This is a genomic window from Ancylobacter mangrovi (assembly GCF_024752355.1).
Classification (GTDB): Bacteria; Pseudomonadota; Alphaproteobacteria; order Rhizobiales; family Xanthobacteraceae; genus Ancylobacter; species Ancylobacter mangrovi.
This window is the reverse complement of the sequence record NZ_JANTHZ010000003.1, coordinates 1-23991: the sequence shown is the minus strand read 5'-3', so window position 1 is coordinate 23991 and position 23991 is coordinate 1. Positions and strand designations below refer to the sequence as shown.

Sequence of the window (23991 nt, the reverse complement as noted above, 5' to 3'; positions counted from 1 at the left end):
CGCAGGTTTGGCCGCGCCAATGGCTCCCGCAAGTCGAAAATTACGCGATCAAAGTAGAGCGTGGAAACGTCGGCTTTGGCGCAGGGCCGGCGGAGCGCACATTCCGCATGCACACGAAGATTGGTTAAATATCAATCGTTTGAACGACCGTCGCACAGATCCGCACCTTCCGGAAATCCGCGTAGACCCGTTTTCCGGAACGGAAAACAACGTGCAGACAACATTTTGCGGGCGTCGCCCGCGCGGATTGAAAATCCGATTTATCTTGCCCTCAATCTTTTCTTATTCACTATTGGCGCACTTAAACAAACTAGTCATGCCAATTATACTACGAGGCAACAACCGCGCAATGTCTGCTGCCGCCCGAGCAAACCTATAACACGCTGTCGCCGCCGCAGGCGCTACAGCCGGCTTAGGAGTCGCGACGGTTGATGCGTGAGTTCGCGGCCAAAAGCCGCTTACGCCGCGGCCGCGCTCCCGCCAATCCGCAGCGAAGTTGCACGTGCCCGTCTGCTAGCGTGCAGAAACCTTGCAGTGAAACTGTCGTCGAGCTGCGCGGAGCCCGCAATTTCTTAGTGTGCAAGTTGCACTCAACTCGGCCTCAGTCTGACGCTGACGGCTTACGAAAGCGGACACCGGCGCCGCCGCCGTTCTCTGGGATGAATTCGATGCCGGCGGCTTCGAGAGCGTCCCGCATCGCTGCGACTGTAGAAGAACGAAGCTGTTCACCGCGTTCGAAACGCACGATCGTCTGCGTGGAAATAGAAGCCTCGCGAGCGAGATCGAGCACTCCCCACGTCAACGCCGCGCGCGCCATCCTGCACTGCGCCGGGGTCACGAAGTCACCATAATATGGTGATTTTTATTGTTCATCGACCTACAGAAGTGTACCTTTGGTGACTCATGACGGCCGAACGCGTGTTTGCACCACGCGCCCGGCCTGACCACAACCCAAGCTGCCTGGAGCTCGGATCATGGCTGATTCTGAGATTAGCACGAGTCTGTCCCGACCATCCCGAAGGGACGTTCTCTCTGCCGCCCTGATGACGATCGGCGGCACCTCCTTCAACAATTCCGCTGCAGCTGCGCCCCAGGATGGCGGCACGACAGATGCCGCAGTCATTGCGTGGAATGCGTGGCGCGCCGCGCATCGGCGAACGCTCGCCCTGTGTCGGAAACAGCAAGCTCTGGAGTCCGAACTCGCGCGGACGATCGGCTTTCCGCAGGCGGTTCTAGCTGCGGCCGAACTGCCATCACCGGTGCGCATCAACTCCTTGTGGCAGTTCGATCAGCTTGCTGGCGATTTGCCGTCACTTTGCACGCGGCGCGCCCAAGTCGCCGCAGTGCTGCGCGCACATCAGCAGCGTTGGGACGAAGCGGATCGCGCCATCGGCTACTCCGTCGCTCGGCAGCGAGAGGAGGCGGCTTCCGACGAAGAAGAGCGCCTGATGAAGGGAGTTCTTGCAGCGGAAGCCACGTCTCTGCGCGGCCTCTCCACGAAGCTCGACGTGCTGCTTGCCGTCGGCGCGGATGGCGCCGAGGGGCGGCATTTCCCTTGGCCCGAACTACGGCGCATCCGCCGGGATGTTGCGCGCTTGATGCAGGTACAGCGTCACGATGCAGTCGGCTTCACTGCTTGAAGCAGTGCTCGCGATGCCAGCGCAGGAAGTGCGGATGCGGACGCTCGAACGCCCGTTGCGGGGCAATTGCGCGCCCGCTCCGATTGACGAAGGCGCGTACGCCGTCGGGATCGTTGGCGTGCCGGGAGATCAGCACGTCGAGATCATCCGACAGGCTGATCAACCCGCGATCGAACATCCAGTGTGCCGTGCCCGACAGAGCCAATCCGTTGCTGACGATATCCGGTCCGTTCGCCTGAACGGGCTGAATGTGGGCCGCTGCGACCTCGGCCCGCCCGCCACCATTGATCAACTTCAAGCCGCTGATGGCGCAGCGCTCGTCATAGGCGCGCAGCACGATGCGGCGGAAGACGCGATCCCGCACGATCCGTGACGACAGATAGCTGATGCGCTCCCGACTCTCCTCGAACACAAAGGGAGCCAGTTCTTCGCTGAATCCGTTCGGAGGCAAATCCATATCCGTGCGCGGAAGCAGCGGCGCCCGGTCATCGAGGCCGCGCGCAATGATACGGTCGAAATCACCCGGGGAGAGCGCTCGAACCGCAGCCTGGGCACGGCCGGAGATCCGCCCATCCTGGTTCAGAACGCCGCGCTCGATGACGCCACCCTCGTCGCTAAAGCGCACCGGACTGGCAAAGTCGAGATAGCTTCCTGGCTCTATCAGCGCGAGAAACATCCCCGGCGTCGTCGGATCGGGCACAACGCGCTCCACCTTCGCGATGGCGAAGTATCCCCGCGTGTCCGCCACCTTCCGCGGCTCGTAATAGACAACCCAATCGCCAACGCAGGCCTCGACGCGGCCGAGATACTGCCGAGGGAACTGGTACCGCTCAGCCGGCCTATCGTCATAGATCGAGTCTGTACGATGGATGAAAACGCCGAATCCCATGACACGATCTTACCGCGCTATCCCGCGCGGGCGAGCGCGTAAGAGCCGGTCGCGCCCGGAGGACACGTTCGCTGCGGCGAGGACGAATGCCCGGTTTGGGGGCCGACAGCGGATGGTCAGCTATTAGGGGCGATCAACGAGAAGCGGCCCCACCGCCGATCAATGCATAGGGCAAGAAGTGACCGTGGCAGTGATCGAAATTGCCAATGGCACGGTCTTGCCTTTGACATCGTCCAAGATTCGGAACCTTGGAGACCGCTCATCTGCGCCCTCTTAGCCGCTGTACGCCCAGCGACGAGATGCGACGTCAATACGGACCATCGGATGGACCGAAGGGATCGTTTAGCGCAACCCTGTCGGCGCGGCGTTTGAGGGCTACGTTGTTTACATCGTCAGACCACAAGGCAGCGCCCCAAGCTGGGCCGGCGACCAACAACGATCCTGATAGATGCATGCTCTGCAGCAGAGATACTTCTCAAAAGGCGCGATGAAACATTGCCGGTCGCGACGCTCATGCACGACGCGGTGGGCGCAATGAAAGGCATCACCGTCTGCGAAATATGACGCAGGGTCTACAGATGATCGAAGCACCATCGATCCAACTTGCACGCCTGACGGCACCAACGCGCCCCACCCATGCGCCGCGCAGGACCCGATGGTCGGCGCCGACCTCAGATAGTGGGCGCTCTCGCCGGTAACTGCCATGTACTCATTGGCGTATTTTGAAAGCGGCCGTATCGGCGATAGGGCAGGATCGCCAGGCCGGTTGGGGAACCCGCCGAATTCGTTTAGGGGCGAGGCAGTGAATATAGCACCGAACACTGCGTTGATCTGCGCCAGAAGAGCGTTCGATGCTGCCTCCAGCTCGGCAGTTGATTTTGGTACCGCGTCCCCCTTGGCGGGCAGCGCGAACTCCGACTCATCATGAACGACCAGCTTTTCACCTGTGGTAAGGTCCAGCACGATGATCGGGTAGAGATTGATGAGGGGTCGCGGCCGAAACTGCGATCCAGTCGTCTGACGGGCAAGCCACACCCCGCGGAATACACGCGCGACGTCTGCCGCTGTGATTAGACTCGCCGCTTGGCTCGGCGTCGCGAACTCGGGCGTATCACCCAGCAGCGAAATGCGCGACAGGAGGTCGAAGATCGCGTCGGACGACTGGACGAGCGACTGCCCTTCATAGACGAGCACCTCGAGTGCGCCGGCGACGCGGTCGTCAAGCAGCGTTACCTGGGGGTCCTTGATGATAACCAGCCACCGGCCAGAGGTTATGGCGGCCCGGGTAACCGCGATACCGCTTTCCGCTTTCAAATCCCGCACGTAGTCGCGCAGTTTTTCCAGCCATTGCGCCCACTCCAAAATTACGGGTGAGTCCTTCGCTTCCTTTCCGGCCTTTAGGTGGTTGATGGCGGCGGCCACCATCTCGGCCGGGTTTTTGCTGACCGTCTTGCTCGACAGGCCATTTGCCGACCACGCGATCATGGGCTTGGCCCATGCCTTGGCCTCGACGATCAGCCAAGGACGGCGCGTGTCGGGGTTCACGCCAAGGTAGTCCAGAAAGAGCGTGGTCTCGCCCCGGACGCGGGCTTCTTCCACCACTTCGCGGGTCATCCGGCTGAGGTCCCACAGGAGGCCGTCCATGACTTCGTCGATCACGAATTTGCGTGTCGTTGCTTCCAGAGGAGAGGAGTACCGCGCGCCGACGAACTCAGGCGATGCGTGATTTTCCTCCCAGCGCTGAAGCTCGGTCATCCGGCTCTTGAACCTGCTTTGCGCCTCATAAATGTTCATCGCAGCAGCTCGGGCAGCTGGAAGAGCAGCCGCCTGGCCGCAGGCCAGCCGGCCTCGGCGAATACGTTGAGACATTCGACGATCTGGCTACGCCGATCCGGCGCTTCGAATAGGGGCCGATAGTCAGCCAAGAAGCGGCCGATGACTTTGACGAACCGGTCGGCGCCCAACGATTCGAAATGGAAGCCGTGGCGCCGCCCACCTACCAGCAGAGCATGTGCAACGAGGTCGAATATCGCCGGCGGGTCGGCATCCGAAAGGAAGTCAAGCAGCTCGATGAGGTGATAGATAGTGTGCGGCGTTCCCGACGTCCCGACGCGGCGGAACGTCGCCTGATTTTCATCAAAAAAGCGGCGCCGCAGATCCGGTGTACTAAGTCCCGTGCTCTCGCTTCTGTCCCGCTCGGCCATAGCGCCCGAGGCGAAGTAGAATTGGTCGCTCATCCGGTCCATGATCTGGGCCAGGACACCGGCGCGATCGGGTCCGTCGGCAGGAACCTGATCTGCAGGCGTTGCAAGATAAGCGTCCAGTTGAGACGCGGTGACGTCAATGATCCGAGCGGCGAGTGCCTGGCAGCGGTGACGCACAAGGTCATCCGCCGCGTCCTCCTTGTCATAGCCAAGAACGAGCCCGCCGCGGATGGCAAAGGCGATTTCGCAAAACTCGTCCCGGTGGCCGGCGGGTGCCTCGAGCCAGCGATCGAGAACGGCATGCGACTGTTCGCGGCCGTGTGAGACCCACAGGATCGCGAACAGTGTTCCCGCGGCACCCTCTATCTCACGGCTTGGATCGGTGTTCGCGAGAACGCCGCGCTGGAGGAGCGTCAGCGCGATCGCTTCCACGCGCACGGGATCGGCATGAACCAGGCGATTGAGGAAGCCGAGCAAGAACCGCAAGACCTCATGATTGCTCTCGGCCGCAGCGCGCGCCTCGGCAATACACCACATGTCTTCGCGGGCACTATTCCAGAGCTGGTTCAGCCGCGACATCACCGCCAACCGCGCCGACGCCCGGGGGACCCCGGCGCGATCATGCAGCGCGGGCAGAAAGCGCTCGGCTGTCGAGCGATCCAGGAGCGCGAGATTCAGTGCCGCTTCCAGTGCCTCGCTCTCTATGCCGCCGAGCGAGACCTGCCCCTGATCGTCGGCATCGGCCGCCTCGACGGGAAGAGCGAGGAGGCGTGACACGATGGAAGCCAAGCGGGTCACATCGTCCGGCAGCTGGCGAAGGATTTCCGACTGCTGGGACAGCCGCTCACAGGCCGACGCGGCGCGGCGCCATCCTTGATCGATGACGAGGGGATCGGCCGGCGTCGTCTCGAGCGCGGCAACCAAACCCGCCAGAGCTTCGCTCAATGCGTGCAGGGTCGCGGCGTCCAGGTCGCCGGGCGCGATCGTTGTGGCGGCGTCGATTTGCTCCAGCACGGATGCATTTGGTTCGGCATCGACATCCACGCCTCTATCGAGCAGCCACCAGTGATCATCCACGCCGCGGGAGTAAGACCGGATGGCAAATGCACGCTCATTTGATGGCTGTTCTACGCCTTCTGACGTCGGGCGCGCGTAGGCGCGCGCGTTCTCGCTCGCCAGCGCGCTTTCGCCAATTGTGCCGAATATGACGCGACGAATATGATTCTGCCATTCGGCGGGGTCCTTCACGTCTGGACGCTTGAGTGCGAGGACGTCGCGCTCGAATTCCGCGCGCTCTCCCACCGGCCATGTGCCATACCCATTTGCGATGAAATCGACTGCGTCTTTGCGCGTATCGAGGCTGATCAGGAAGGGCGGCTGAACAGCCCACGGCCGCAGCGCGCTTGCTGCATCGTCCGCCCGTTTGGCAGCGCCCTGAAAGGTACGGGCCCAGATGAGGGCAGTCGTATTTTCCTGCATGACCGCTTCGACGAGGCGGGCCGCCTTATCGGCGGGTGCCGCAGCCAGGAACTTTGCGTAGGCGTTGACGAGGGCGATCGCATTGTTCGAGTGAGCATCGGTTGGGTCCCACGCCCAGATGTGGCTCATATCCTCCTGAAAGGTTATGGACGCACCGCCGGCTTCAATTCGTACGGCCTCCGTGCCGGACGTGGAGTGCCGCCCCTGCGCGATGTAGCCGGCAATCGCAGCGATCATCGCGCGAACGCCCTCGGCGGGATGGGAGGCGATAAAGTCCGGAAAGGCTTCCTTCAGCGACCATCGCGCCATGTCGTAATCCTGCCGTCGTGTGCTCGACAGCGGCAGAATTCGGCTATTTCCAAGGGAGGTTTGCTGTTCGTCCCCCACTTCGTGCCCGAACACGGTCGCAAAGAGGCGGACCACAAACGCCGCGTCGTACGGTGCGATGTGAGCCGTCTCTCGGGTGAGCCAGTGCATATCCTCATGCGCATGCTCGGCGAGGCGCACCGGATCAAGGAGGGCGGCCAGGGCTTCGCGCGACGCAACCGGATTTGTCGGGTAAGTGGATCCTACGAATCCGATCGCGCTTGCGACCAAGGTCTGTGCGTTCGGCTCGCGCACCGCATACGCGAGCAACGCGCGCGCCGCCGTTCCCGCCTCGTTCAAATCGGGCCCAGCCGGCTCCCGACCCAGAAGAAGGTGAAGGAGCGTTCGGAGCGGCCAGGCCACCTCCTGCCTTACCTGGCTGATCAACGCAGCGAGGCGGCACCACGGCGAGAGGGCGATCGTCAGCTTGTCCTCGGCGCGAACGGCAAGCGCACCGACAACATTTGCGAACGCCGCGGCGGTATTGCTGCGGCGCGAGTCGTTCGCCGCGATCATCGCAGCAAACTGCTCGATATCTCCGACCGTGCGGGGCAGCTCGCTCCCGCATCGGGCTGCCACGCTGCGGCCAACGGCGTCGGCGGCCGTGTTTCCGGCGAGCTCGATGATAGCGTCCCAGAACTCCGACCTTCCAGGCGCGCTGCTCGCCCAGAGCCCCTGTAGCGCAAACGCGAGCGCGGGCCCGAGCATAAGGCCAAGCGCTGGATTTGCGCGCAGCAGCGATGCGGTCGCCGCGATGTCGTCCGGGTCGATGAACACTCGGCTCGCGGCGTAGTCGAACAGGATATGGTGGCGAAAGGACGCGTCGCGGTCGCCGACATCGACCAGCACGTTGGCCTGGCGAAGCTCGTCGATGGCCGAGCCGGTATCGCGGCTTGCCTCAATCCGGTTCGCCTGAAGGCGGCCCCGCTGCACCATCAGCTCTACTGTTCGGCGCAAGCACCGCTCAGCCGGGGTGCCGAGGCGAACGACGCGCTCCTGCCAGTAGAGGCCCAAGAGCTCAACTTGCGAGGCGAGTTCTCCGAAGGCCTCCGGGGCCATGCCGCCGCTGAGAAGGTCGGCCAGCAAGCGGGTGTTGAACGGAACCCGCGCCAGATTCCGAAGGCGCTCGCCGCCGTGTTCAATCGCCGTTCGCAGGTCGGGCGCCTGACGCAGCAGTTCGGCAAATTCCGTGTCTGACCATTCCGGGATCTGGATGTGGCGGACACGCCCAAACGACGGGCTAGCGAATTGAGGGCTTGGCGGCGCACCCGCGAACAGGCGTCGAAACTGCTCGCCCAACATGAGATCGAATGTTCTTATCGAGGCAATCACGTGCCATCGCCGATCGGACATTCCGAGGACCTCAGCGATGACGGCACGAAAGACTGCTTCGCTTTGGCCGCCACGCGTGGCATCCAGCGCGTCGATGAATAAGTACCCTGTCTGAGCGCCCGGCCAGTTTGCGAGCACCTCCCGGAAGCTGTGCTCCAGCCCGAGCTGAGTGCGAAGCTCGCCAAGGGAGTCGACGGGCAGCCGATCAACGGCAAGTTCAATAACGTCATGCCCCTCGGCGCGAAGGGCAGCTGCGGCGCTGTTGATGACGCCGCTCTTTCCGGCGCCCGGATCCCCCACAATGACAAGCGAACCATCTCGCGCAGCAGCAACGACTGCGTCGGTGCAGGCGCGGGGAACCTGGATACTCGCCCCGTGTACGCGGGTCTCCTCGAAACGCGCGAGGTCGTCGCGCACCTCATCGCTGCGCTGCCGCACGACCCGGACATCCTCCCGGAAATCGGGCGGGGCCAAGAAGGCGACAGAGACTCCAAGCCGGCGTTTAAGATCGAACTCGTCCGTGCCGCGGCGCGCGCTCATCAAAACCGCACATTGCGATTGTATTGCCGACCACGTCGCCGACGCGGTCTCAGGATTTTGCAGGGTTCCGCGGAGCGCTTCGATCGCAGCGCTCTGGGCGCCCCCCGGCAGATCGAACTCGACGACCCAAACCAGCCGCAGGATGGCTTCGACCTGCCCGGTTGACGGCGAGCTGCCGGTCACCCGCGACCAAGCTAGGGTGAGCAAATTCCGCAGCGCGTCCAAAGCCTCGTAAGCGATTTGGGTGAGCGGAGCTGCACTCGGCGCGCGCACGGCGGCCAGCGCCCCAGCCAGGGCCTCTCGGACTGACGATGATGCAGCGGCGCCGACCGCGACAACAATTCGGTCGCGCGCCGGATCGAGCGGGCGGTCCCACCCGTAAGATGGGGAGTCGGACTCACAGATCTGCCAGAGACGCACAATCTCGTCTGCGGTCTTGCCGAGGGGGCTTTCGAGCGAGCGCGAAAGCGTCATCGTCGTCTTACATTGGACAAATATCCAGCCACCCGCAGTGGTCTCGACCAAAATGTCATCGACGGGCGCCTCTGACTCGAAACGCACTGCCACAGGACGTGCGGCGCCCAGTTCCAGCCGATGGTCAAGGGCGCGTTGAGTGAGCATATCGACAGCAAAAAGCGCGCCCACGCCTGACTGAAATATCACGCCCGCGGCTGTGGCGTTTCCGCCGCCCGCCGCAAGTTTTTCAGCCTGCGGATTCGTATTTGTCTCTGTCATCAACCCCTCGCGAGGGAAATATTTGGCACTGCGGGACGATCCTAACAAGCTTTCACGAAGGTACCTGGAAGATGCCGCATATGCCACGAATCGCTGCTGGCTGCTGGCTGCTGGCTGCTGGCAGGTGACGCTCCAAACGGGAACCAGGCTCTAGGCAAAAATGCTGCCCTGGCAGCAGATAAGCTCATTCTCGGTAGCGGTCCCTCGCGCAATGCTCTTTGGGCGTTGGCAGCGCAAGCCTTCCGTCTCCTGCAGAATCGCCCTTGCGATCCGGCCCTCGCAAGGCATTCCCTCAAGCCGTGCATTCAAGGGGCTCTCCGCAGCTTGGCCCCCGTGCGGGATCGCTCCTTCTAATCTGTCTGCCGCCCGGTATTCAGGCGCATGTCACGTCGGAGAACGTCGCCCCATTCCGATGGCCGTTTTTGACGCAAAGATGCACGACGTCCTGCCTCGCTCATGCCCGCTTCTGGGCAGCAGCCTTTCGAACGGTAATGACAGAAATGGCGGCGCAAAGCGGACCTCGCTGAAAGGCGGCGAAGGGCAGGTATGGGGTCAGCATGCGTCATAGGGCTATAGCGAACACATAGTTCTCTTCTTGGTCGCTCGCGGCCCGCCAACTTCATTGCATTAGCCATTGATTTTATTAAATTTTTTGATGTTCACCGATGCAGTTACCGCCATTTTACCCCACATTATTGCACTGCTGAGTGGGCAGGGCTGTAGGCTGACGAAGTGGGTTCACCAGCCCGCTTAGTGAATTTCTGCATTTTGCAGAGATGCTTTTAGGTCACCTGCGCCAGAAGGCGGTTCTCCACGGTCGCTCGGAGTGAAGACTCTATCGTGCAATGCAAATGTCGGCACTCGACGACCCGCCCTGCAGTCTTCCTCTATCCGCCAAAGTTGACGCTATTGCCAGCGCGCCGTCTCGGCTTCGAGAAATCGGAACAAGGCATTTGCGCGCCCTGGGGTCGCTCGTGCGAATGCATGCAGAATCTGGACTGGCACCGCGGGCAACGGGTGATCGGTCAAGACGGTCACCAGCTCTCCCGATGACAGTTCTTCCGAAACGGAGGCACGCAGGAGCTGCGCAATTCCCAAGCCGTTACGAGCGGCAATTCGCATCGCCTCGCCGCTGTCTGTGTCGAAGACGCCATCCGGAACGATCTGCTCTCCACTCTCGAATCGAATGGGGAACGGCCTGCCGTTGAGCAGATAGCGTATGTGATCGTGCTGCGAGAGCGCAGCGATGCTGCCGGGCGTACCGCGTAAGGCGAGATATGCGGGCGCGGCGACAAGGGCCATAGGCAGGCTCCCGAGCGGACGAGCAATCAGTCCGCTGTCGGCGAGACGACCCACGCGCACGACCGCATCATATCCTTCACGAACCAGGTCGACCTGCCGGTCGCTCATGCTGAGATCAAGCGTGATTCCGGGGTACTCGCTCCGGAAACGCGTCGTCAGGGCATCGACGAGGACGCGGCCGAAGTCGGCGGGAACGCTGATACGCAGCCGCCCTGAAGCGCCAGCATCCGGTCCCAGCACGTCGCCGGCTTCCTCAATGGCATGGATCAACGGCGCGATGCGTTCGAAATAGGCCTCGCCTTCGGGCGTCAGGCCGAAGGCACGGGTAGATCGCAGGAAAAGCCGAGCGCCGAGACGTCGTTCAAGACGCGCCATGCTTTTCGAGACCGCAGAGGGCGTCGTGCCGATCGATCGAGCTCCGGCCGTGAATGACCCCGCCTCGACCACACGCACAAAGATGCTCAAGTTCTGCATATTGATAACATTTTGGCACAAGTGAAGGTCCAGACAACCCTCTCCAATTCTCGAAGGGAACTCATCAACTGAGGGACGTTCCAAATGGAGGTCCCTATGAACAAGTTGTCAGACAAGGTTGCCGTGATTACCGGGGGTAACAGCGGCATCGGCCTCGCCATCGCGCGAACGTTCGTCGCCGAAGGCGCGCGAGTATTGATCGTCGGGCGGCGAAAGGCCGCCGTCGATGATGCGGTCGAAGGGCTCGGAGAACGCGCGGAAGGGCTTGTGGGCGACGTCGCCGATCTTGCAACGCATGACCGCGTCGCCGCGGTCGTCGAGAGGAAGTTCGGCCGTGCCGACATCTATGTGGCGAACGCCGGCGGCATCCGCATCCAGCCCAGCACGGCAGTTTCGCCCGCCGACTATGATACGCAGTTCCTGTCCAATGCTCGCGGCACATTCTTCGGGGTGCAGAAGATCGCGCCTCTGCTGCGGGGCGGGGCCGCGATCTTGCTGACAAGTTCTATCGCCACGCACAAGGTTCTCGAAGGTCACGCCGTCTACGCCGGCAGCAAGGCTGCGATCGAAGCTTTCGCCCGGAACTGGACGCTCGAATTCAAGGACCGGCGCATTCGGGTGAACGTGTTGAGTCCAGGGCCGACCGACACGCCGATCATTGGAAAGCTCGGCATAGCCGCAGAATCGATGAACGGCATGGAAGAGCGGATCGCGGCAATGATTCCGTTTGGCCGGCTGGGAATGGTCGAGGAACTGGCCGCGGCAGCCCTGTTCCTTTGCTCCGACGACAGTCGGTTCATCACGGGCGTCAATCTCTCCGTTGACGGCGGCGTGACGCTTTCCTGACCGAGACAGCACAATCGAGGCTCATCGAGAATGAAGAAGCTGCATGATCCCGCCATCGACGCCTTCATCGAAAAGGTCGTCGAGCATGGTAGTCATTACCGGGTCGACGTGATGGAAGAGCTCTACACCGCTGACCAGTCCATTTTGTTCGTCGATGGCAGCGGCCATGTCGCACGCTCCCCTCGCGAGACGATGATGGCGGAATTCGCCGCTCGCGGAGCCGCGGGTGATCTGCCGCTGTCGACCGAGCACCGCGTGCTCCATGTCGAGCAGCAGGGGGACCATGCGACCGCGCTGCTTTACCGCCGGATGGATCCCGCGGCTGCGCCCGCACTCTATGAACTGCGGTGGCGGAGAGAGGCGAAGGGCTGGCAGGTCGCGGGAGAGACCGTTGCCGCATTTCCTCGCGCCGAAGACGCGGGTGATTTCCTGCCGAAACGTGGGAGGGTCGTCTGAAAGATACTGCGCCCGGCTTGCCGGGCGCAGTGTCATGCGTGGACTGGCAAAGGCTCGGGTCTGCCCGAGCCAGATCGCTTCCAAGCCCAGGTCTTTCAAACTGGCCAAGCGGGACGGCAAGGCGGCCTCCCCATCACGGGCGTGGGCAGGCCATCTCCGGAGGCTCGGACTTAGGCCTGGATGAACGCGAGCAGGTCTGCATTGAACTGATCCTGATGCGTGGCCGTCAGACCATGCGGTGCGCCCGGGTAGTAAATTTCCTTGGCACCTTTGATCAGATGCGCCGACTTGCGCGCGGAATCCTTCACCGGCACGATCTGATCGTCTTCACCGTGTAGAACCAGCGTCGGTATGTCGAACTTTTTGAGGTCCTCGCTGAAATCCGTCTCCGAAAAGGCCTTCACGCATTCATAGGCGTTGAGCGCGCCGGCCTGCATGCTCCAGAGCCAGAACTGGTCGAGCGTTCCCTGTGACACCGTAGCGCCGGGACGGTTGGCGCCGTAGAAGGCGCGTGCAAGCTCCTTGTAGTACTGGGATCGGTCGCCAGCGACCCCCGCCCGGATCTGATCGAAGACCGTGATGGGCAATCCTTCCGGGTTGGCCGGGGTCTTCAGCATGATCGGCGGAACCGCGGCAACCAGGACGGCCTTCTTCACCCGCCGGGTGCCATGTCTGCCGATATAGCGCGCAACCTCGCCGCCGCCGGTTGAATGCCCCACCATGACCGCATCCTTGAGGTCGAGGGCGTTGATGACTTCAGCCAGATCGTCGGCGTAGCCATCCATGTCGTTGCGCGTCGAGACTTGACTTGAGCGACCGTGCCCGCGGCGATCGACCGCGACGCAACGATAGCCGTTCCGGGCAAGGAACAGCATCTGGCCGTCCCAGGCGTCCGCGTTCAGCGGCCAGCCATGGGAGAAAGTCACGACCGGGCCCGAACCCCAGTCCTTGTAGTAGATTTCGGCACCATCCTTGGTGGTGATCGTACCCATCGTCTTGCTTCCTTCGCGGTTTGAATTGGAGGGACGAACCTGTCCGAAGACGAGAGCGGCCACTTGGGTCGCCGGCAGCGTCAGACCGATGGCGGCGGCGCCGCCACTTAGTACGACGTTGCGGCGGGTGGAGCCGCCTGACGCGTATTCGCGGGCATGTGTCATGGTCGTGTCCTAGCTTGAATCCTGGCTCCGACAGTTTCCCGTCTGTTGGCCTTGCGACGGCGCACAGCCCTCCGTCCGCAGAAGCGCGGCTTCTGAGGTGCTGGCGGAAGGCGTGCCGCCTTGTCGCGCGGGAGCTCCGGCAAGGATGCCGGCGTGCCCGGCGGATGAGTGGGGCGTTACCGGTCTAACGGCCGGTCAGTAGTCCCAGAAGGCGGCCACCCAACGAAAGGCGTCGCCGTCCCTCGCCACCCGGCCGACCGAGGGGAATGGGAGGTGAGTTGCCACAAGCTGTTCGCCGGTGTCGGCAAGCTCTGTCAGGAGACGAACCCGAACGCGGGCTGCCTCTTCGGGGTCATGCTCAAACCCGTTGTACCAATCGGGATGCTCGAACCCGACCGTGAAAACGGCGTCGCCCGCGAAAGTAAGTCGCTCGCCACCGGAGGCCAGCCGAACCACGCTGTGCCCCGGCGTGTGACCGCCGGTGCGATGAACGACGACGCCCGGCGCCACTTCGCGCTCTTCGTCGAACGCTCGCAGCTGGCTGTGATACTCCTGCGCGAACCGCTTGGCGGTCGCCCGAAGAGCGTCCGGAAATCCAGCGGGCATGTTGACGTGGGTGAAGTCGGGAGCTTCCCAGAAGCTGATCTCGGCAGCCGCCACGTGGATCCGCAGGTCCGGACGCAGCCGTTCCTTCACTCCCTCGACAAGAAGTCCGCCGACATGATCCATATGCATGTGGGTGAGTATCACGTCGGTCACCGTAGCGAGGTCGATGCCGGCGCCGGCCAGCCGCCTGACCAACTGGCCGGCACGCGGCAGATTCAGGTCCGGATCCAGCCCGAGCCCTGCGTCGACAAGGATGATCTGATCGCCGCTGCGAACCACAACGGCGTTCAACGACCAGTCGAAGGCGTCCGCCGGCAAGAACATGTTGTCCAACCAGGCCGCGCGCACGGCCGGGTCGACATTGTGTCCCAGCATCTTGGTCGGCAGCGGCAGCACCCCGTCGCTGATCACCAGCACTTCGATATCGCCGATCCGCACCGCATAGCGCGAGGGAACCAGCTCTTCGGGCGCCGCCGTGTCGGCGCGTGGAGCGTTGTTCAGATTCATGGCTTTCTCCTGCTGTACGCCGCCTTGCTTGCGGCATGAGGAGGCTATGGAGGGAGCAAGGCTGCCGATATCGTGCACGGGGATAGGTCGAACTAGCCCTTGGCTAGACCACGTTCGCTGTTGGCGCTGGGTGGCTAACACCATGTGATGCGTTCCTCTCGCGCAGCCCGTGCTGCCTCGTCCCACCGCCAATGGCGAGGCTCTTATGGATTTCCATAAGATGCGGCGGGGTCCGGTCGGGAGTAAGGGGAGGCGCTGGTCAGAAGGCCCGCGGTCAACCTGAGGCGTCCAACAAGAGCTATCGATCCCTTGGCAATTCTTGTCCGCAGGAGCCGCCGATCATGAGAGCTGCGCTACCCCAAAGTCGCCCAGTGCTGATGACTCTGTCGACCTTGGTCGGTCTCACGGTTTGCTGGCTCACAACAACACCGTTCGGCCTGCTCGCCCCGCTCGCCGGCCTATGTCTTTACGCACGAGGCAAAGCGCTGACTCTTCTGAATGCGTCGTTGGGTACGGGGATCATCTTCTCGGCGGCGGTTTGGGGCACACACGCTAAGGCAACGCTCGACGTCGCGCTGATGTGGACGTCAATGTTCGCTGTCGCACTTTGCATCGGGGCGATCGTGACCTCGGCCGCTACCGCCCGCGCGGATGAAGGCGCCGACGGGACCGCAAGCGAGCATCCGAACGCCGCAACGACGCCCCAAGTGACCGACAACCACGCGATTGCCCGGAGCGAGACGACTTCCAGCGGCCCATCCCTGAGCCTCATCCATTCGGAAGATCGCGACCTGGCCGCGCATGCGGCCGCTCGCGCATTCTGGACCGGCGTTCCACAGGTCGTGCGCTACCGGCAACTCCATGGCGATGGCAGCTATCGCTGGATCGAGACCCGATCCGAGCCGGACTACAGCATCAGCGTCGACATCGACGACGTGGTCACCGATAGGGAGCCGCCGGCGGAACCCACCAGCTATTGCGATCTCGACGTTAGGCAGTCGGCGAAGGTCGTCGAGAGTCTGTTCGGCAACGGATGGGCGTTCGATGCCGAGGGGAGATGGATCTATCTTCACCCGTTCGCCCTGAATTCTCTCGGCGTGACGCTGGATGACCTAAATGCTGCCCTGGAAGAGGGGCACACGGCCTGGAAGCGACTGCTGCATCCGGACGACTACGACCAGATCGCCGCCGCCTGGCGTCATTGCCTGCAAACTGGCGATCACTTCAACGTCGAGTTCCGCTTTCGGCGCGCGAATGGCGCCTATGTCTGGGCCCGGACCGCGGCCCGGCCAACGCGTGACCGCGATGGGGGTATCATCGGATGGTTCGGCATCGCGCTCGATATTGACGTCTACAAGAAAACGGTGACGGCGCTGCGCAACCGCGAGCGCGAGCTTTCACAACTTGTCGACATGGTTCCAAGCCATCTCTGGAGGCTGACGCCTGACGGCGAGCCGACCTTCTTCAACCGGCGCATGATCGACTTCCTCGGCCTCGACGTTACCGACCTCGAGGAGTCGGATGGGAGCCGACTGGACGCCTTCATGCGGACCATCCATCCCGACGACGCGGCAGGATTCAAAGAGACGCTGAAGCGTTGTCTCGTCGCCGGAGCCGGCTTCGATCAGATCTACCGCCTGCGCCGTGCCGACGGAGCCTATCGCTGGATGTCGAGCCGGGCGGAACCGCTGCGCGATCAGGCCGGACGCATCGTTCAATGGCACGGCGTCTGCCACGACATCGACGATCAGATGAAGGCCGAAGAGGCGTTGAGGCAGAGCCAACGGCAGCTCCAGCAATTGATCGACACGGTGCCGGTGATGATCTGGAGCACGACGGACAAGGGAACGCCGACCTACCTCAACAAACGATATATCGACGTAACCGGCATCACCCTCGAGGGGCTCTTCGCTGCGGACGGCTCGCCGGCCCCCTTGGCAGTAACCCATCCCGACGACCGGGCGGCGGCAACGCAAGTGCGCACCCGCGCGTTCGAAACCGGGGGCTCCTATTTCGTGCGCTATCGCCAGATTCGACGCGATGGCTCCTATCGTTGGACCGAGACACGCGCGGAGGCGCTACGCGACGATGGCGGCAATATCCTGCGCTGGTACGGCGTGGCTGTCGACATCGACGACATGGTGACCGCCCAGGAGAAGCTGCGACGTAGCGAGCGAGAACTGCAGCAGCTGATCGACGCCTTGCCGATCCATATTTGGAGCTGGACGCCCGACGGCAAGTTGGCCTACGTCAACAAGCGATATTTGGAGCATCTCGGCCTTTCTCAAGCGAATTTCGAAGATTTCGCGAAGGTCATACGCGGACTGATCCATCCCGACGACAGCGTCGCGGTGGAGCTTGTGGCGGCGAACTGCCTTAAGACTGGCGATCCCTTCACAATGCGCTATAGGCGTCGAACCCCCGATGGGGGCTATCGCTGGGTGGAAGGACGGTCCGAACCACTACGCGACCAGGACGGCACGGTCGTACATTGGTACCACGTGTCGATCGACATCGATGATGCTGTGCGCGCGCAAGAGGAACTGCGCCTCGCCTATGAGAACCTCGCTCGCCAAAGCCAAGCGGCGAGCCTCGCCGAGTTGTCCGCGTCTATCGCACACGAGGTAAATCAGCCGCTGACGGCGATCGTCGCCAACTCCCACGCCTGCCAACGCTGGCTCAATGGCGACACTCCCAACATCGAACGGGTGCAGAAGATCGTGGAGCGCATCATCCGCGATGCCAATTCGGCGGCGGATGTCGTTGGCCGTATTCGCGCACTGTTCCGGCAGTCCACCGAATCTCGATGCCGGACGTCGCTCGAGAGTATCGTTTCCAAAACCCGCGAATTGCTGGCCGACGAGGTCTTGCGACGCCATGTCCGCCTTGAGGTCGACAGCGAGGAAGGTCTGCCGCCACTCACGCTCGACCGTGTCCAGATCCAGCAGGTCCTGATCAACCTCGTCCGAAACGGCATGGACGCGATGGATACGGTCGGAGGCGACAAGGTCGTCGGGATGCAGCTACGACGCGCGGGGGATGCGATCCAAATCGACATCCGCGACCGCGGTCGGGGCATCGCCTTTCCTGAAAAGATATTCGAGCCGTTCTTCACAACGAAAGAGCATGGAATGGGCATGGGACTGGCCATCTGCCGTTCGATCGTCGAATCGCACGGTGGGCGGCTTTGGGCGGAGAACAATGAGCCTCGGGGAGCGGCATTCATCTTCACGTTGCCAATCGGCCCGGGGGCAACGCCATGACGGTGGAGAGCCTTACGGTATTCATCGTGGACGACGATGAACGCATCCGCGAAGCGCTCGAGGAACTTCTGGCGTCCCACGGCATGCGGGCCATCACATTTGCGTCCGCCCGGGACTATGTGAACGCGGACAAGGGTAATGTTCCCGCTTGCCTCATTCTGGATGTCGAGCTGCCGGATATAAACGGCCTCGAACTACAGGAGCAGCTGGCAAAGGACGATCACCCGCCAATCGTCTTCATCACCGGCCATGGCGATATCCCCTCGTCGGTACGGGCGATCCGGCATGGCGCCGTCGATTTCCTGACCAAGCCGATCAGCGATGCCGCCCTCATGGCCGCGATCCATGCGGCACTCGCGCAAGACCGGAAGAACCGAGCGGAGCGAGCCGAACTCGAGGAGTGGCGGCAACGCTATCTCGAACTCACGCCGCGCGAACGCGAGGTTCTACCACTCGTGGTGAGCGGCCTCCTCAACAAGCAGGCCGCCGCCGAGCTGGGAATCAGCGAGGTCACACTGCAGCTCCACCGCCGCAGCGTGATGCAGAAAATGGCCGCCGCATCGCTCGCGGATCTCGTACGCATCGCAGAGCGCTTGGCGATACCGATCACCCATTCGCGCCGAGCCGGAAGGAAGTAAGTGTGAAGCAAGGAAGGCCTGTCGTGGCAATTGTCGACGATGACCCGAGACCTCTCGAGTCTCTAGAGGAGCTTCTGGAGTCGGCAGGCTATGCAACTCGAAGCTTCCTGTCGGCTGAATCATTGCTGCTCGACGGGCTGTCGGGCGTGGACCTGCTCATCACCGACATTGGAATGCCAGGCATGAATGGCTTTGCGCTCCGCGACCTGGTCGCAAAGATAAGTCCTGGCCTGCCGGTGTTTCTGATTACCGCGCGCCATGAACTCGCCGATCGCGAGCGCGCAATCGACGGCGGCTCGTTCTTCCGCAAGCCCTTCGACGCGAAAGCTTTGCTTGCAGCCGTCGGCGACGCGTTGCGAGATCCAAAAGGAGGAATCCGACGTGAAAAATGATCGAACCTTCGCAATAGGATTGACGCCGGCATCAAAGCCGCGAGGCAAAGGCGTAGACCAGCCTCTCGTCGTGATCGTCGACGATGACGCTTCGGTCCGAGAAGGTCTGACGGAACTCATCCATTCAGCAGGATTCTGCTCCGTCTGCTTCTCCTCGACACGGGAATTGCTGGATTCAGACACCCTGGACAATCCGGGTTGCCTGATTCTTGATGTGCGCATGCCGGGCGCCAGCGGCCTCGATCTGCAACGAGACCTCGCCCAGCGCGCTAACCCCAAGCCGATCATCTTCCTGACCGCGCATGGCGACATTCCAATGACCGTCCAGGCAATGAAAGCAGGCGCGGTGGATTTCCTGACCAAGCCGGTCAGAGACCAGACCCTCCTCGATGCCGTGACGGCTGCCATGAAGATCGATGCAGCGCGCCGAAAGGAAACTCAGATCACCCGGCAAAACCTCGAACGCTTCCGACGTTTGACGTGCCGCGAACGCGAGGTTCTTTGGGAGGTGGCGCGCGGACGCGTCAACAAGCAGATCGCTTTTGACCTCGGCATTCGCGAGGTCACGGTCAAGCTCCATCGCGGCAATGTCATGCGCAAGATGGAAGCCGTTTCGATCGGTGACCTGATTCGAGCCTGGGAAACGCTGCCCTCGTCGATCCGCGAGCCACAGGCTATGCGCAGCGTAGCCTAGATCCTTTGCACCTAATGCGGCACGGCGACCGACGCCCGTCGTTCCTGCCTGCTGCCTGGGTCTGGCCGACCTGACATCTGGAGACCACAACCTATCCCGCGGCACAGTATAGGGCTGTGGCCCAGGGTGCGATCATCCCTCCATTCCCGAGCGACGGCGCCATCTCCGGCGACGGCGCCTTTGACAGAGAGGATGGAGACCGAGATGCAAAAGCGGCTTGTGATCATCGGCGCCGGCTTTGCCGGCATGTATGCAGCCTTGTCCGCAGCGCGCCTGCGTGACAACGAAAACGTCTCTCCCGAGAAACTCGACATTGTGCTGGTCTCTCCGGAGCCGCGACTGGTCATCCGTCCCCGGCTCTATGAGCCTAACCCGCAAACGCTGACCGCGCCGCTCGGCGATGTCCTCGAAGCGATCGGCGTGACTTACATGCGCGGCACTGTGGAGGCCATCGATACGCAAGCGCAGACGATCGAGATCGCGTTGGCCAAGGCCGAGCGCCACGCCGTGAGCTACGACCGGTTGGTACTCGCGACCGGCAGCTGCCTCTTCCGTCCGCCGATTCCTGGGCTGGCTGAGCACGGTTTCAGTGTTGATCAGCTCGATGACGCCATCAAACTCGATCACCACCTTCAGACGCTGCCGCAGCGACCTGCATCGCCGGCCCGCAACACCGTTGTCGTGGTGGGCGGAGGTTTTACCGGAATCGAGGCGGCAACCGAAATGCCGGCGCGCTTGCGCGCAATCTTCGGTGTGGAAGGGACGACGCGTGTCATTCTTGTCGAGCGTAACGGCACCGTCGTTCCCGACCTAGGGCCGGGGCCTCGGCCGATCGTCGAAGCCGCGCTCAGCACGCTCGGGATCGACACGCGGGTAGGTCTCGGCGTCACGGCTCTCGATGCTTCGGGCGTCACGCTTTCGAACGGTGAGCGCATCGAAAGTGAAACCGTTATCTGGGCAGCGGGCATTCGGGCGGCGCCGCTCACCGAGCAAATTCCCGCCGAGCGCGACCGTTCCGGCCGTCTTGTTGTCGATCGTGAGCTGCGGGTTCCCGGCGTTTCCGGGGTGTTCGCGACCGGCGACGCCGCCAAGGCCGCCAGTGACGATATCGGCAACTATGCATTGATGTCGTGCCAGCACGCCACGCGGTTGGGCGCCTTTGCCGGCAACAACGCGGCAGCCGAACTGCTTGGCGTGCCGACGTCCCCCTATCATCAGGAGGCGTATGTCACCTGCCTGGATCTGGGTGCGGCCGGCGCCGTCTTCACGCGTGGTTGGGACCGGAAAGTCGAGTTCGTCGGCGACAAGGCCAAGGCGTATAAGCGGGAGATCAACACAGTGTGGATCTATCCGCCGCAGCCGGATCGTACGGCAGCACTGGCGTCGGCCGACCCGGAACAGGTCACGAATCTGTAGCAGAGCCACCTAGTGCGGAGGGCGCCGGTAAGGTTTGCACCTATTCTCCGGCGCCCGCAGTGCACGATCCTTGATCAGATTGTCAAAGTTGATCTTGGCTAGGAATTTCGCGACACGGAATCTCTCTTGGCCAGCATGCCAAAGGAGGATCGAGGTATTCCGCTGTCGGCCTACATGACTGGCGTCAGCGTGACGATTGATGGTGGCTGCGTTCTCCAGACACGTTTAGCGGCCAGGATCTGCCGGCGTCGACATCGCAGCAAGGAAGACTTGCCACCGGTCCTCGAACAAGCGCTCGACATCTGGGATCGCACCCGCAGCGAGGCGCACACGGTTGTTCACCCCCTCCATGAGATCGATCAGGACGTCGCGTGCCAAGAGGGAATCGCCCGGTCGCAGGACGCCTGTTCCTTGTGCGACGCTTACCGCCTCAGCCAGCGGTTCCAATGCCGCGGCCGACCATATGGCGAGTTGCTCCCTCAATGACGGACTGACGGCGGCTTCGGCGTTCACTGAGAGATAGAAGGCGGCATAGTCGCGCGCCGTGCCGAACGCGACATAGCTCCGGGCAATCCGCCGCACCTTGTCCAGCGGCTCCGTGCCCGCCTCGCCGGCAGCGACAAGCGCCTGCCGAAATCTCGCTATATCGCGACCGACAACCGCGTCGAGCAAGGCCGCCTTGCCGGGATAGCGCCGATAGATCGTGTGCTTGGATACACCCAGCTCGGACGCGATTTCATCCAGCGACGCATGCCCGATTCCCTTCGTGCCGAAGACGGCACGTGCGCCATCAAGGATTTTCGCGCCGAGGCGTTCCGCTTCCTCTTTGCTCGGCCGTCCGCCGGGCCGCCTGCCAGGATGACACTCGCTTTTCACTGCACACCTCGCCCTCACCAAAACGACACGACGTCGTTGCGTTTTAGGTCTGTATTCTGTAACGATACGGAACCGTGCCGTTATGCAATGAATGATGAAACCAATGGCGTCAATCGATCTGTCGGGACTGTCATGGACCGCGCCGGATGGCAATTCGCTCTTTACCGACCTCGATCTTTCCTTCGGGCCTGAGCGGACAGGCGTTGTCGGACGCAACGGCACAGGCAAGTCTTCCCTGCTCAGGCTGATCGCTGGCGACATCGCGCCACAAGTCGGAGCTGTCCGCGCCAACGGCAGAATTGGTCGTCTGTCGCAAATGGCGCAGGTCGATCCGGGGATGACTATCGCCGATCTGTTTGGAGCTTCGGGCGCGCTGGCGCTGGCGCATCGCGCCATGGCGGGCGAGGCGACCATTGATGAACTCCCCGATGTCGACTGGGGCCTCGAAGAGCGTCTCGCCGCCGTGCTGACGCGCATGAATTTGCCTGCTGATGCCGCCGTGCCGCTTGCAAGGCTTTCGGGCGGACAGCGGACGCGGGCCGGCATTGCGGCGGCGATCTTCGGGAATCCGGATTTCCTCCTGCTGGACGAGCCGACCAACAATCTCGACCGCGCCGGCCGTTTGTTGGTCATTGACCTCGTTTCTGGCTGGCGATCCGGCGCGATCATCGTCAGCCACGACCGCGAACTTCTCGACCATGTTGACACCATCGTGGAGCTGACCTCGCTCGGTGTCGCGCGCTATGGCGGCAACTGGAGCGCTTATCGAATCCGCAAGGCGACCGAACGCGCCGCCGCTGAGCATGACCTCGCTCATGCGGAGAAACAGGTGGCCGAGACTCATCGCAAGGCTCAGCTCGCAGCCGAGCGCAGCGACCGACGCAAAGCGAACGCGACCCGCAAGGGCGCTCGCGGCGACCTTCCCCGCATCGTTGTCGGCGGACGCAAGAACAACGCGGAAGCGAGCCGCGCCAGCGGTCTGCGGCTTATTGAACACCAACGGACGAGAGCGGCTGAATCGGCTTCGACAGCCAGATCGCGCCTGGAGGTTCTGCAAACGATGTCGGTGAAGCTGCCATCGACGGGCCTTCCGGCGAGCCGACAGGTCCTGAACCTGGACGACGTCACGGGAGGCTATCGAGCGGCGAACCCGATCATCCGACATTTTTCCCTCTCAATGACGGGGCCTGAACGCGTCGCCCTAGTGGGACCGAACGGATCGGGTAAGACCACGCTGCTAAAGCTCATCATCGGCAGCCTCTTGCCCACGGCCGGCCATGTCACAGTCTCGGTGGCATTGGCCATGCTCGATCAAAGCGTTGGCATGCTCGATCCCTCGGCCACCCTGCGCGACAACTTTCTGCAGCTCAATCCCGGCACAGGCGAGAACGCGTGCCGTGCCGCCCTTGCCAATTTCGAGTTCCGGGCGGAAGCAGCCAACCAATTGGCCAGCGTGCTCAGTGGCGGACAATTGCTGCGTGCCGGGCTTGCCTGCGTACTCGGAGGAGTATTCCCTCCTTCCCTGCTCATCCTCGACGAGCCGACCAACCATCTCGACATCGAGTCGACTGCGGCGGTCGAACGCAGCCTCCTCACCTATGACGGCGCTCTGCTCGTCGTTAGCCATGACGAGGCATTCCTTGGCAAGATCGGAATCGAGCGACGCATCAGTCTCGGTTAGCCATGTCGTGGCTTGGTTGGATAAGTCTCTGCCATCGACCAGCGACGTTCAAACATTGGCACACCCGATTTGCTGAATTTCAAGTAGCGATCCCGTGCGACCTGGCAAGAGCGGTCGCTTGTTGTGGCTCATTATGTTCCCCAGCCTGCGGATAGTTCGCCATCTACTCCTAGTCATTACTAGCAATCGGAAATACCTCATGGAGTTCGACATGGATCTTCAGCGCCGCAACCTTCTCGGCATGGCCGCCCTCGGTCTTGCAACAGGCCCGCTCGCCCTGTCCACCGCCGCCGCGCAGCCGGCGGCTTCATCATCGACGGCTCATGCCGAGGCCTCGGCCGGGCGTGGTGCTCACACGACCTTCGCTCCGCTGAAGACGGTGCGCGCCGGATCGCTCGATGTGGGCTATGCCGAGGCCGGCCCGGCCGACGGGCCCGTCGTCCTGCTGCTGCACGGCTGGCCCTATGACATCCACGCCTATGTGGACGTGGCGCCTCA

The 23991-nt window shown here is 62.5% G+C and carries 17 protein-coding genes and 1 pseudogene; 10 read left to right on the top strand and 8 right to left on the bottom strand.

Features of this window, described 5'->3' with window-relative positions; translation table 11 throughout:
* Window positions 1-601: 601 nt before the first annotated feature.
* Window positions 602-817, bottom strand: a complete 216-nt coding sequence (locus NVS89_RS09405; RefSeq protein WP_258732407.1) for a transcriptional regulator — start codon at window positions 815-817, stop codon at window positions 602-604.
* A 157-nt stretch (window positions 818-974) separates the two neighbouring features.
* Between NVS89_RS09405 and NVS89_RS09400 the strand changes: the two genes are divergently transcribed.
* The gene (locus NVS89_RS09400; RefSeq protein WP_258732406.1) at window positions 975-1640 is read left to right on the top strand and encodes a hypothetical protein; all 666 of its coding nucleotides are present in this window, start codon (window positions 975-977) and stop codon (window positions 1638-1640) included.
* Here the strand turns inward: NVS89_RS09400 and NVS89_RS09395 are convergent.
* The 4 genes from NVS89_RS09395 to NVS89_RS09380 form a co-directional block, all read right to left on the bottom strand.
* Entirely contained in the window at window positions 1630-2529 is a 900-nt protein-coding gene (locus NVS89_RS09395) for an HNH endonuclease (protein WP_258732405.1), read from the bottom strand. The two genes, NVS89_RS09400 and NVS89_RS09395, sit on opposite strands and share 11 nt — an antisense overlap.
* Window positions 2530-2913: 384 nt before the next feature.
* The gene (locus NVS89_RS09390) at window positions 2914-4323 is read right to left on the bottom strand and encodes a hypothetical protein (RefSeq protein WP_258732404.1); all 1410 of its coding nucleotides are present in this window, start codon (window positions 4321-4323) and stop codon (window positions 2914-2916) included.
* A complete protein-coding gene (locus NVS89_RS09385) occupies window positions 4320-9185 on the bottom strand; it encodes a hypothetical protein (RefSeq protein WP_258732403.1) in 4866 nt (1621 codons plus the stop codon). The genes NVS89_RS09390 and NVS89_RS09385 overlap by 4 nt, the downstream gene beginning before the upstream one ends.
* Window positions 9186-10091: 906 nt before the next feature.
* Window positions 10092-10961 carry a LysR family transcriptional regulator gene (locus NVS89_RS09380; protein WP_258732402.1) on the bottom strand — a complete coding sequence of 290 codons (870 nt, stop codon included), beginning with the start codon at window positions 10959-10961 and terminating at the stop codon, window positions 10092-10094.
* Window positions 10962-11057: 96 nt separating this feature from the next.
* Between NVS89_RS09380 and NVS89_RS09375 the strand changes: the two genes are divergently transcribed.
* The gene (locus tag NVS89_RS09375; protein WP_258732401.1) at window positions 11058-11807 is read left to right on the top strand and encodes an SDR family NAD(P)-dependent oxidoreductase; all 750 of its coding nucleotides are present in this window, start codon (window positions 11058-11060) and stop codon (window positions 11805-11807) included.
* A gap of 30 nt (window positions 11808-11837) precedes the next feature.
* The gene (locus tag NVS89_RS09370; protein WP_258732399.1) at window positions 11838-12263 is read left to right on the top strand and encodes a hypothetical protein; all 426 of its coding nucleotides are present in this window, start codon (window positions 11838-11840) and stop codon (window positions 12261-12263) included.
* A 170-nt stretch (window positions 12264-12433) separates the two neighbouring features.
* Here the strand turns inward: NVS89_RS09370 and NVS89_RS09365 are convergent, their stop codons facing one another.
* A complete protein-coding gene (locus NVS89_RS09365; protein WP_374114552.1) occupies window positions 12434-13420 on the bottom strand; it encodes an alpha/beta fold hydrolase in 987 nt (328 codons plus the stop codon).
* Window positions 13421-13615: 195 nt separating this feature from the next.
* Window positions 13616-14533 (bottom strand): MBL fold metallo-hydrolase, encoded by a 918-nt coding sequence (locus tag NVS89_RS09360; RefSeq protein ID WP_258732398.1) that lies wholly within the window; start codon window positions 14531-14533, stop codon window positions 13616-13618.
* A 377-nt stretch (window positions 14534-14910) separates the two neighbouring features.
* On the opposite strand from NVS89_RS09360, the gene NVS89_RS09355 reads away from it, so the two are divergent.
* The 5 genes from NVS89_RS09355 (at window position 14911) to NVS89_RS09335 (ending at window position 20936) form a co-directional block, all read left to right on the top strand.
* Entirely contained in the window at window positions 14911-17796 is a 2886-nt protein-coding gene (locus tag NVS89_RS09355; protein WP_258732397.1) for a PAS domain-containing sensor histidine kinase, read from the top strand.
* Window positions 17793-18434, top strand: a complete 642-nt coding sequence (locus NVS89_RS09350; RefSeq protein WP_258732396.1) for a response regulator transcription factor — start codon at window positions 17793-17795, stop codon at window positions 18432-18434. The genes NVS89_RS09355 and NVS89_RS09350 overlap by 4 nt, the downstream gene beginning before the upstream one ends.
* A gap of 2 nt (window positions 18435-18436) precedes the next feature.
* Window positions 18437-18826 carry a response regulator gene (locus NVS89_RS09345; RefSeq protein ID WP_258732395.1) on the top strand — a complete coding sequence of 130 codons (390 nt, stop codon included), beginning with the start codon at window positions 18437-18439 and terminating at the stop codon, window positions 18824-18826.
* Between the two features lie 13 nt (window positions 18827-18839).
* Window positions 18840-19520 (top strand): response regulator transcription factor, encoded by a 681-nt coding sequence (locus tag NVS89_RS09340; RefSeq protein WP_258732705.1) that lies wholly within the window; start codon window positions 18840-18842, stop codon window positions 19518-19520.
* Window positions 19521-19712: 192 nt separating this feature from the next.
* On the top strand, window positions 19713-20936 hold the full coding sequence (locus tag NVS89_RS09335; protein ID WP_258732394.1) for an NAD(P)/FAD-dependent oxidoreductase: 1224 nt from the start codon (window positions 19713-19715) through the stop codon (window positions 20934-20936).
* 225 nt (window positions 20937-21161) lie between these two features.
* Here NVS89_RS09335 and NVS89_RS09330 read toward each other — a convergent pair whose 3' ends face one another.
* Window positions 21162-21833 (bottom strand): TetR/AcrR family transcriptional regulator, encoded by a 672-nt coding sequence (locus NVS89_RS09330; protein ID WP_374114551.1) that lies wholly within the window; start codon window positions 21831-21833, stop codon window positions 21162-21164.
* An 82-nt stretch (window positions 21834-21915) separates the two neighbouring features.
* Here NVS89_RS09330 and NVS89_RS09325 point away from each other — a divergent pair, with 82 nt between their 5' ends.
* Complete coding sequence (locus tag NVS89_RS09325) at window positions 21916-23493, top strand: ABC-F family ATP-binding cassette domain-containing protein (RefSeq protein WP_258732392.1); 1578 nt, start codon at window positions 21916-21918, stop codon at window positions 23491-23493.
* Between the two features lie 199 nt (window positions 23494-23692).
* A pseudogene (locus tag NVS89_RS09320) lies at window positions 23693-23991 on the top strand (alpha/beta hydrolase); the annotation flags it as partial.

What these genes read in the sequence shown, in the direction of transcription:
- NVS89_RS09370 (WP_258732399.1), top strand. Translation starts at nt 11,838, where the DNA reads ATGAAGAAGCTGCATGATCCCGCCATCGACGCCTTCATCGAAAAGGTC.
- NVS89_RS09400 (WP_258732406.1), top strand. Translation starts at nt 975, where the DNA reads ATGGCTGATTCTGAGATTAGCACGAGTCTGTCCCGACCATCCCGAAGG.
- NVS89_RS09395 (WP_258732405.1), bottom strand. Translation starts at nt 2,529, where the DNA reads ATGGGATTCGGCGTTTTCATCCATCGTACAGACTCGATCTATGACGAT.
- NVS89_RS09355 (WP_258732397.1), top strand. Translation starts at nt 14,911, where the DNA reads ATGACTCTGTCGACCTTGGTCGGTCTCACGGTTTGCTGGCTCACAACA.
- NVS89_RS09390 (WP_258732404.1), bottom strand. Translation starts at nt 4,323, where the DNA reads ATGAACATTTATGAGGCGCAAAGCAGGTTCAAGAGCCGGATGACCGAG.
- NVS89_RS09365 (WP_374114552.1), bottom strand. Translation starts at nt 13,420, where the DNA reads ATGACACATGCCCGCGAATACGCGTCAGGCGGCTCCACCCGCCGCAAC.
- NVS89_RS09350 (WP_258732396.1), top strand. Translation starts at nt 17,793, where the DNA reads ATGACGGTGGAGAGCCTTACGGTATTCATCGTGGACGACGATGAACGC.
- NVS89_RS09375 (WP_258732401.1), top strand. Translation starts at nt 11,058, where the DNA reads ATGAACAAGTTGTCAGACAAGGTTGCCGTGATTACCGGGGGTAACAGC.
- NVS89_RS09325 (WP_258732392.1), top strand. Translation starts at nt 21,916, where the DNA reads ATGGCGTCAATCGATCTGTCGGGACTGTCATGGACCGCGCCGGATGGC.
- NVS89_RS09405 (WP_258732407.1), bottom strand. Translation starts at nt 817, where the DNA reads ATGGCGCGCGCGGCGTTGACGTGGGGAGTGCTCGATCTCGCTCGCGAG.
- NVS89_RS09335 (WP_258732394.1), top strand. Translation starts at nt 19,713, where the DNA reads ATGGAGACCGAGATGCAAAAGCGGCTTGTGATCATCGGCGCCGGCTTT.
- NVS89_RS09385 (WP_258732403.1), bottom strand. Translation starts at nt 9,185, where the DNA reads ATGACAGAGACAAATACGAATCCGCAGGCTGAAAAACTTGCGGCGGGC.
- NVS89_RS09360 (WP_258732398.1), bottom strand. Translation starts at nt 14,533, where the DNA reads ATGAATCTGAACAACGCTCCACGCGCCGACACGGCGGCGCCCGAAGAG.
- NVS89_RS09380 (WP_258732402.1), bottom strand. Translation starts at nt 10,961, where the DNA reads ATGCAGAACTTGAGCATCTTTGTGCGTGTGGTCGAGGCGGGGTCATTC.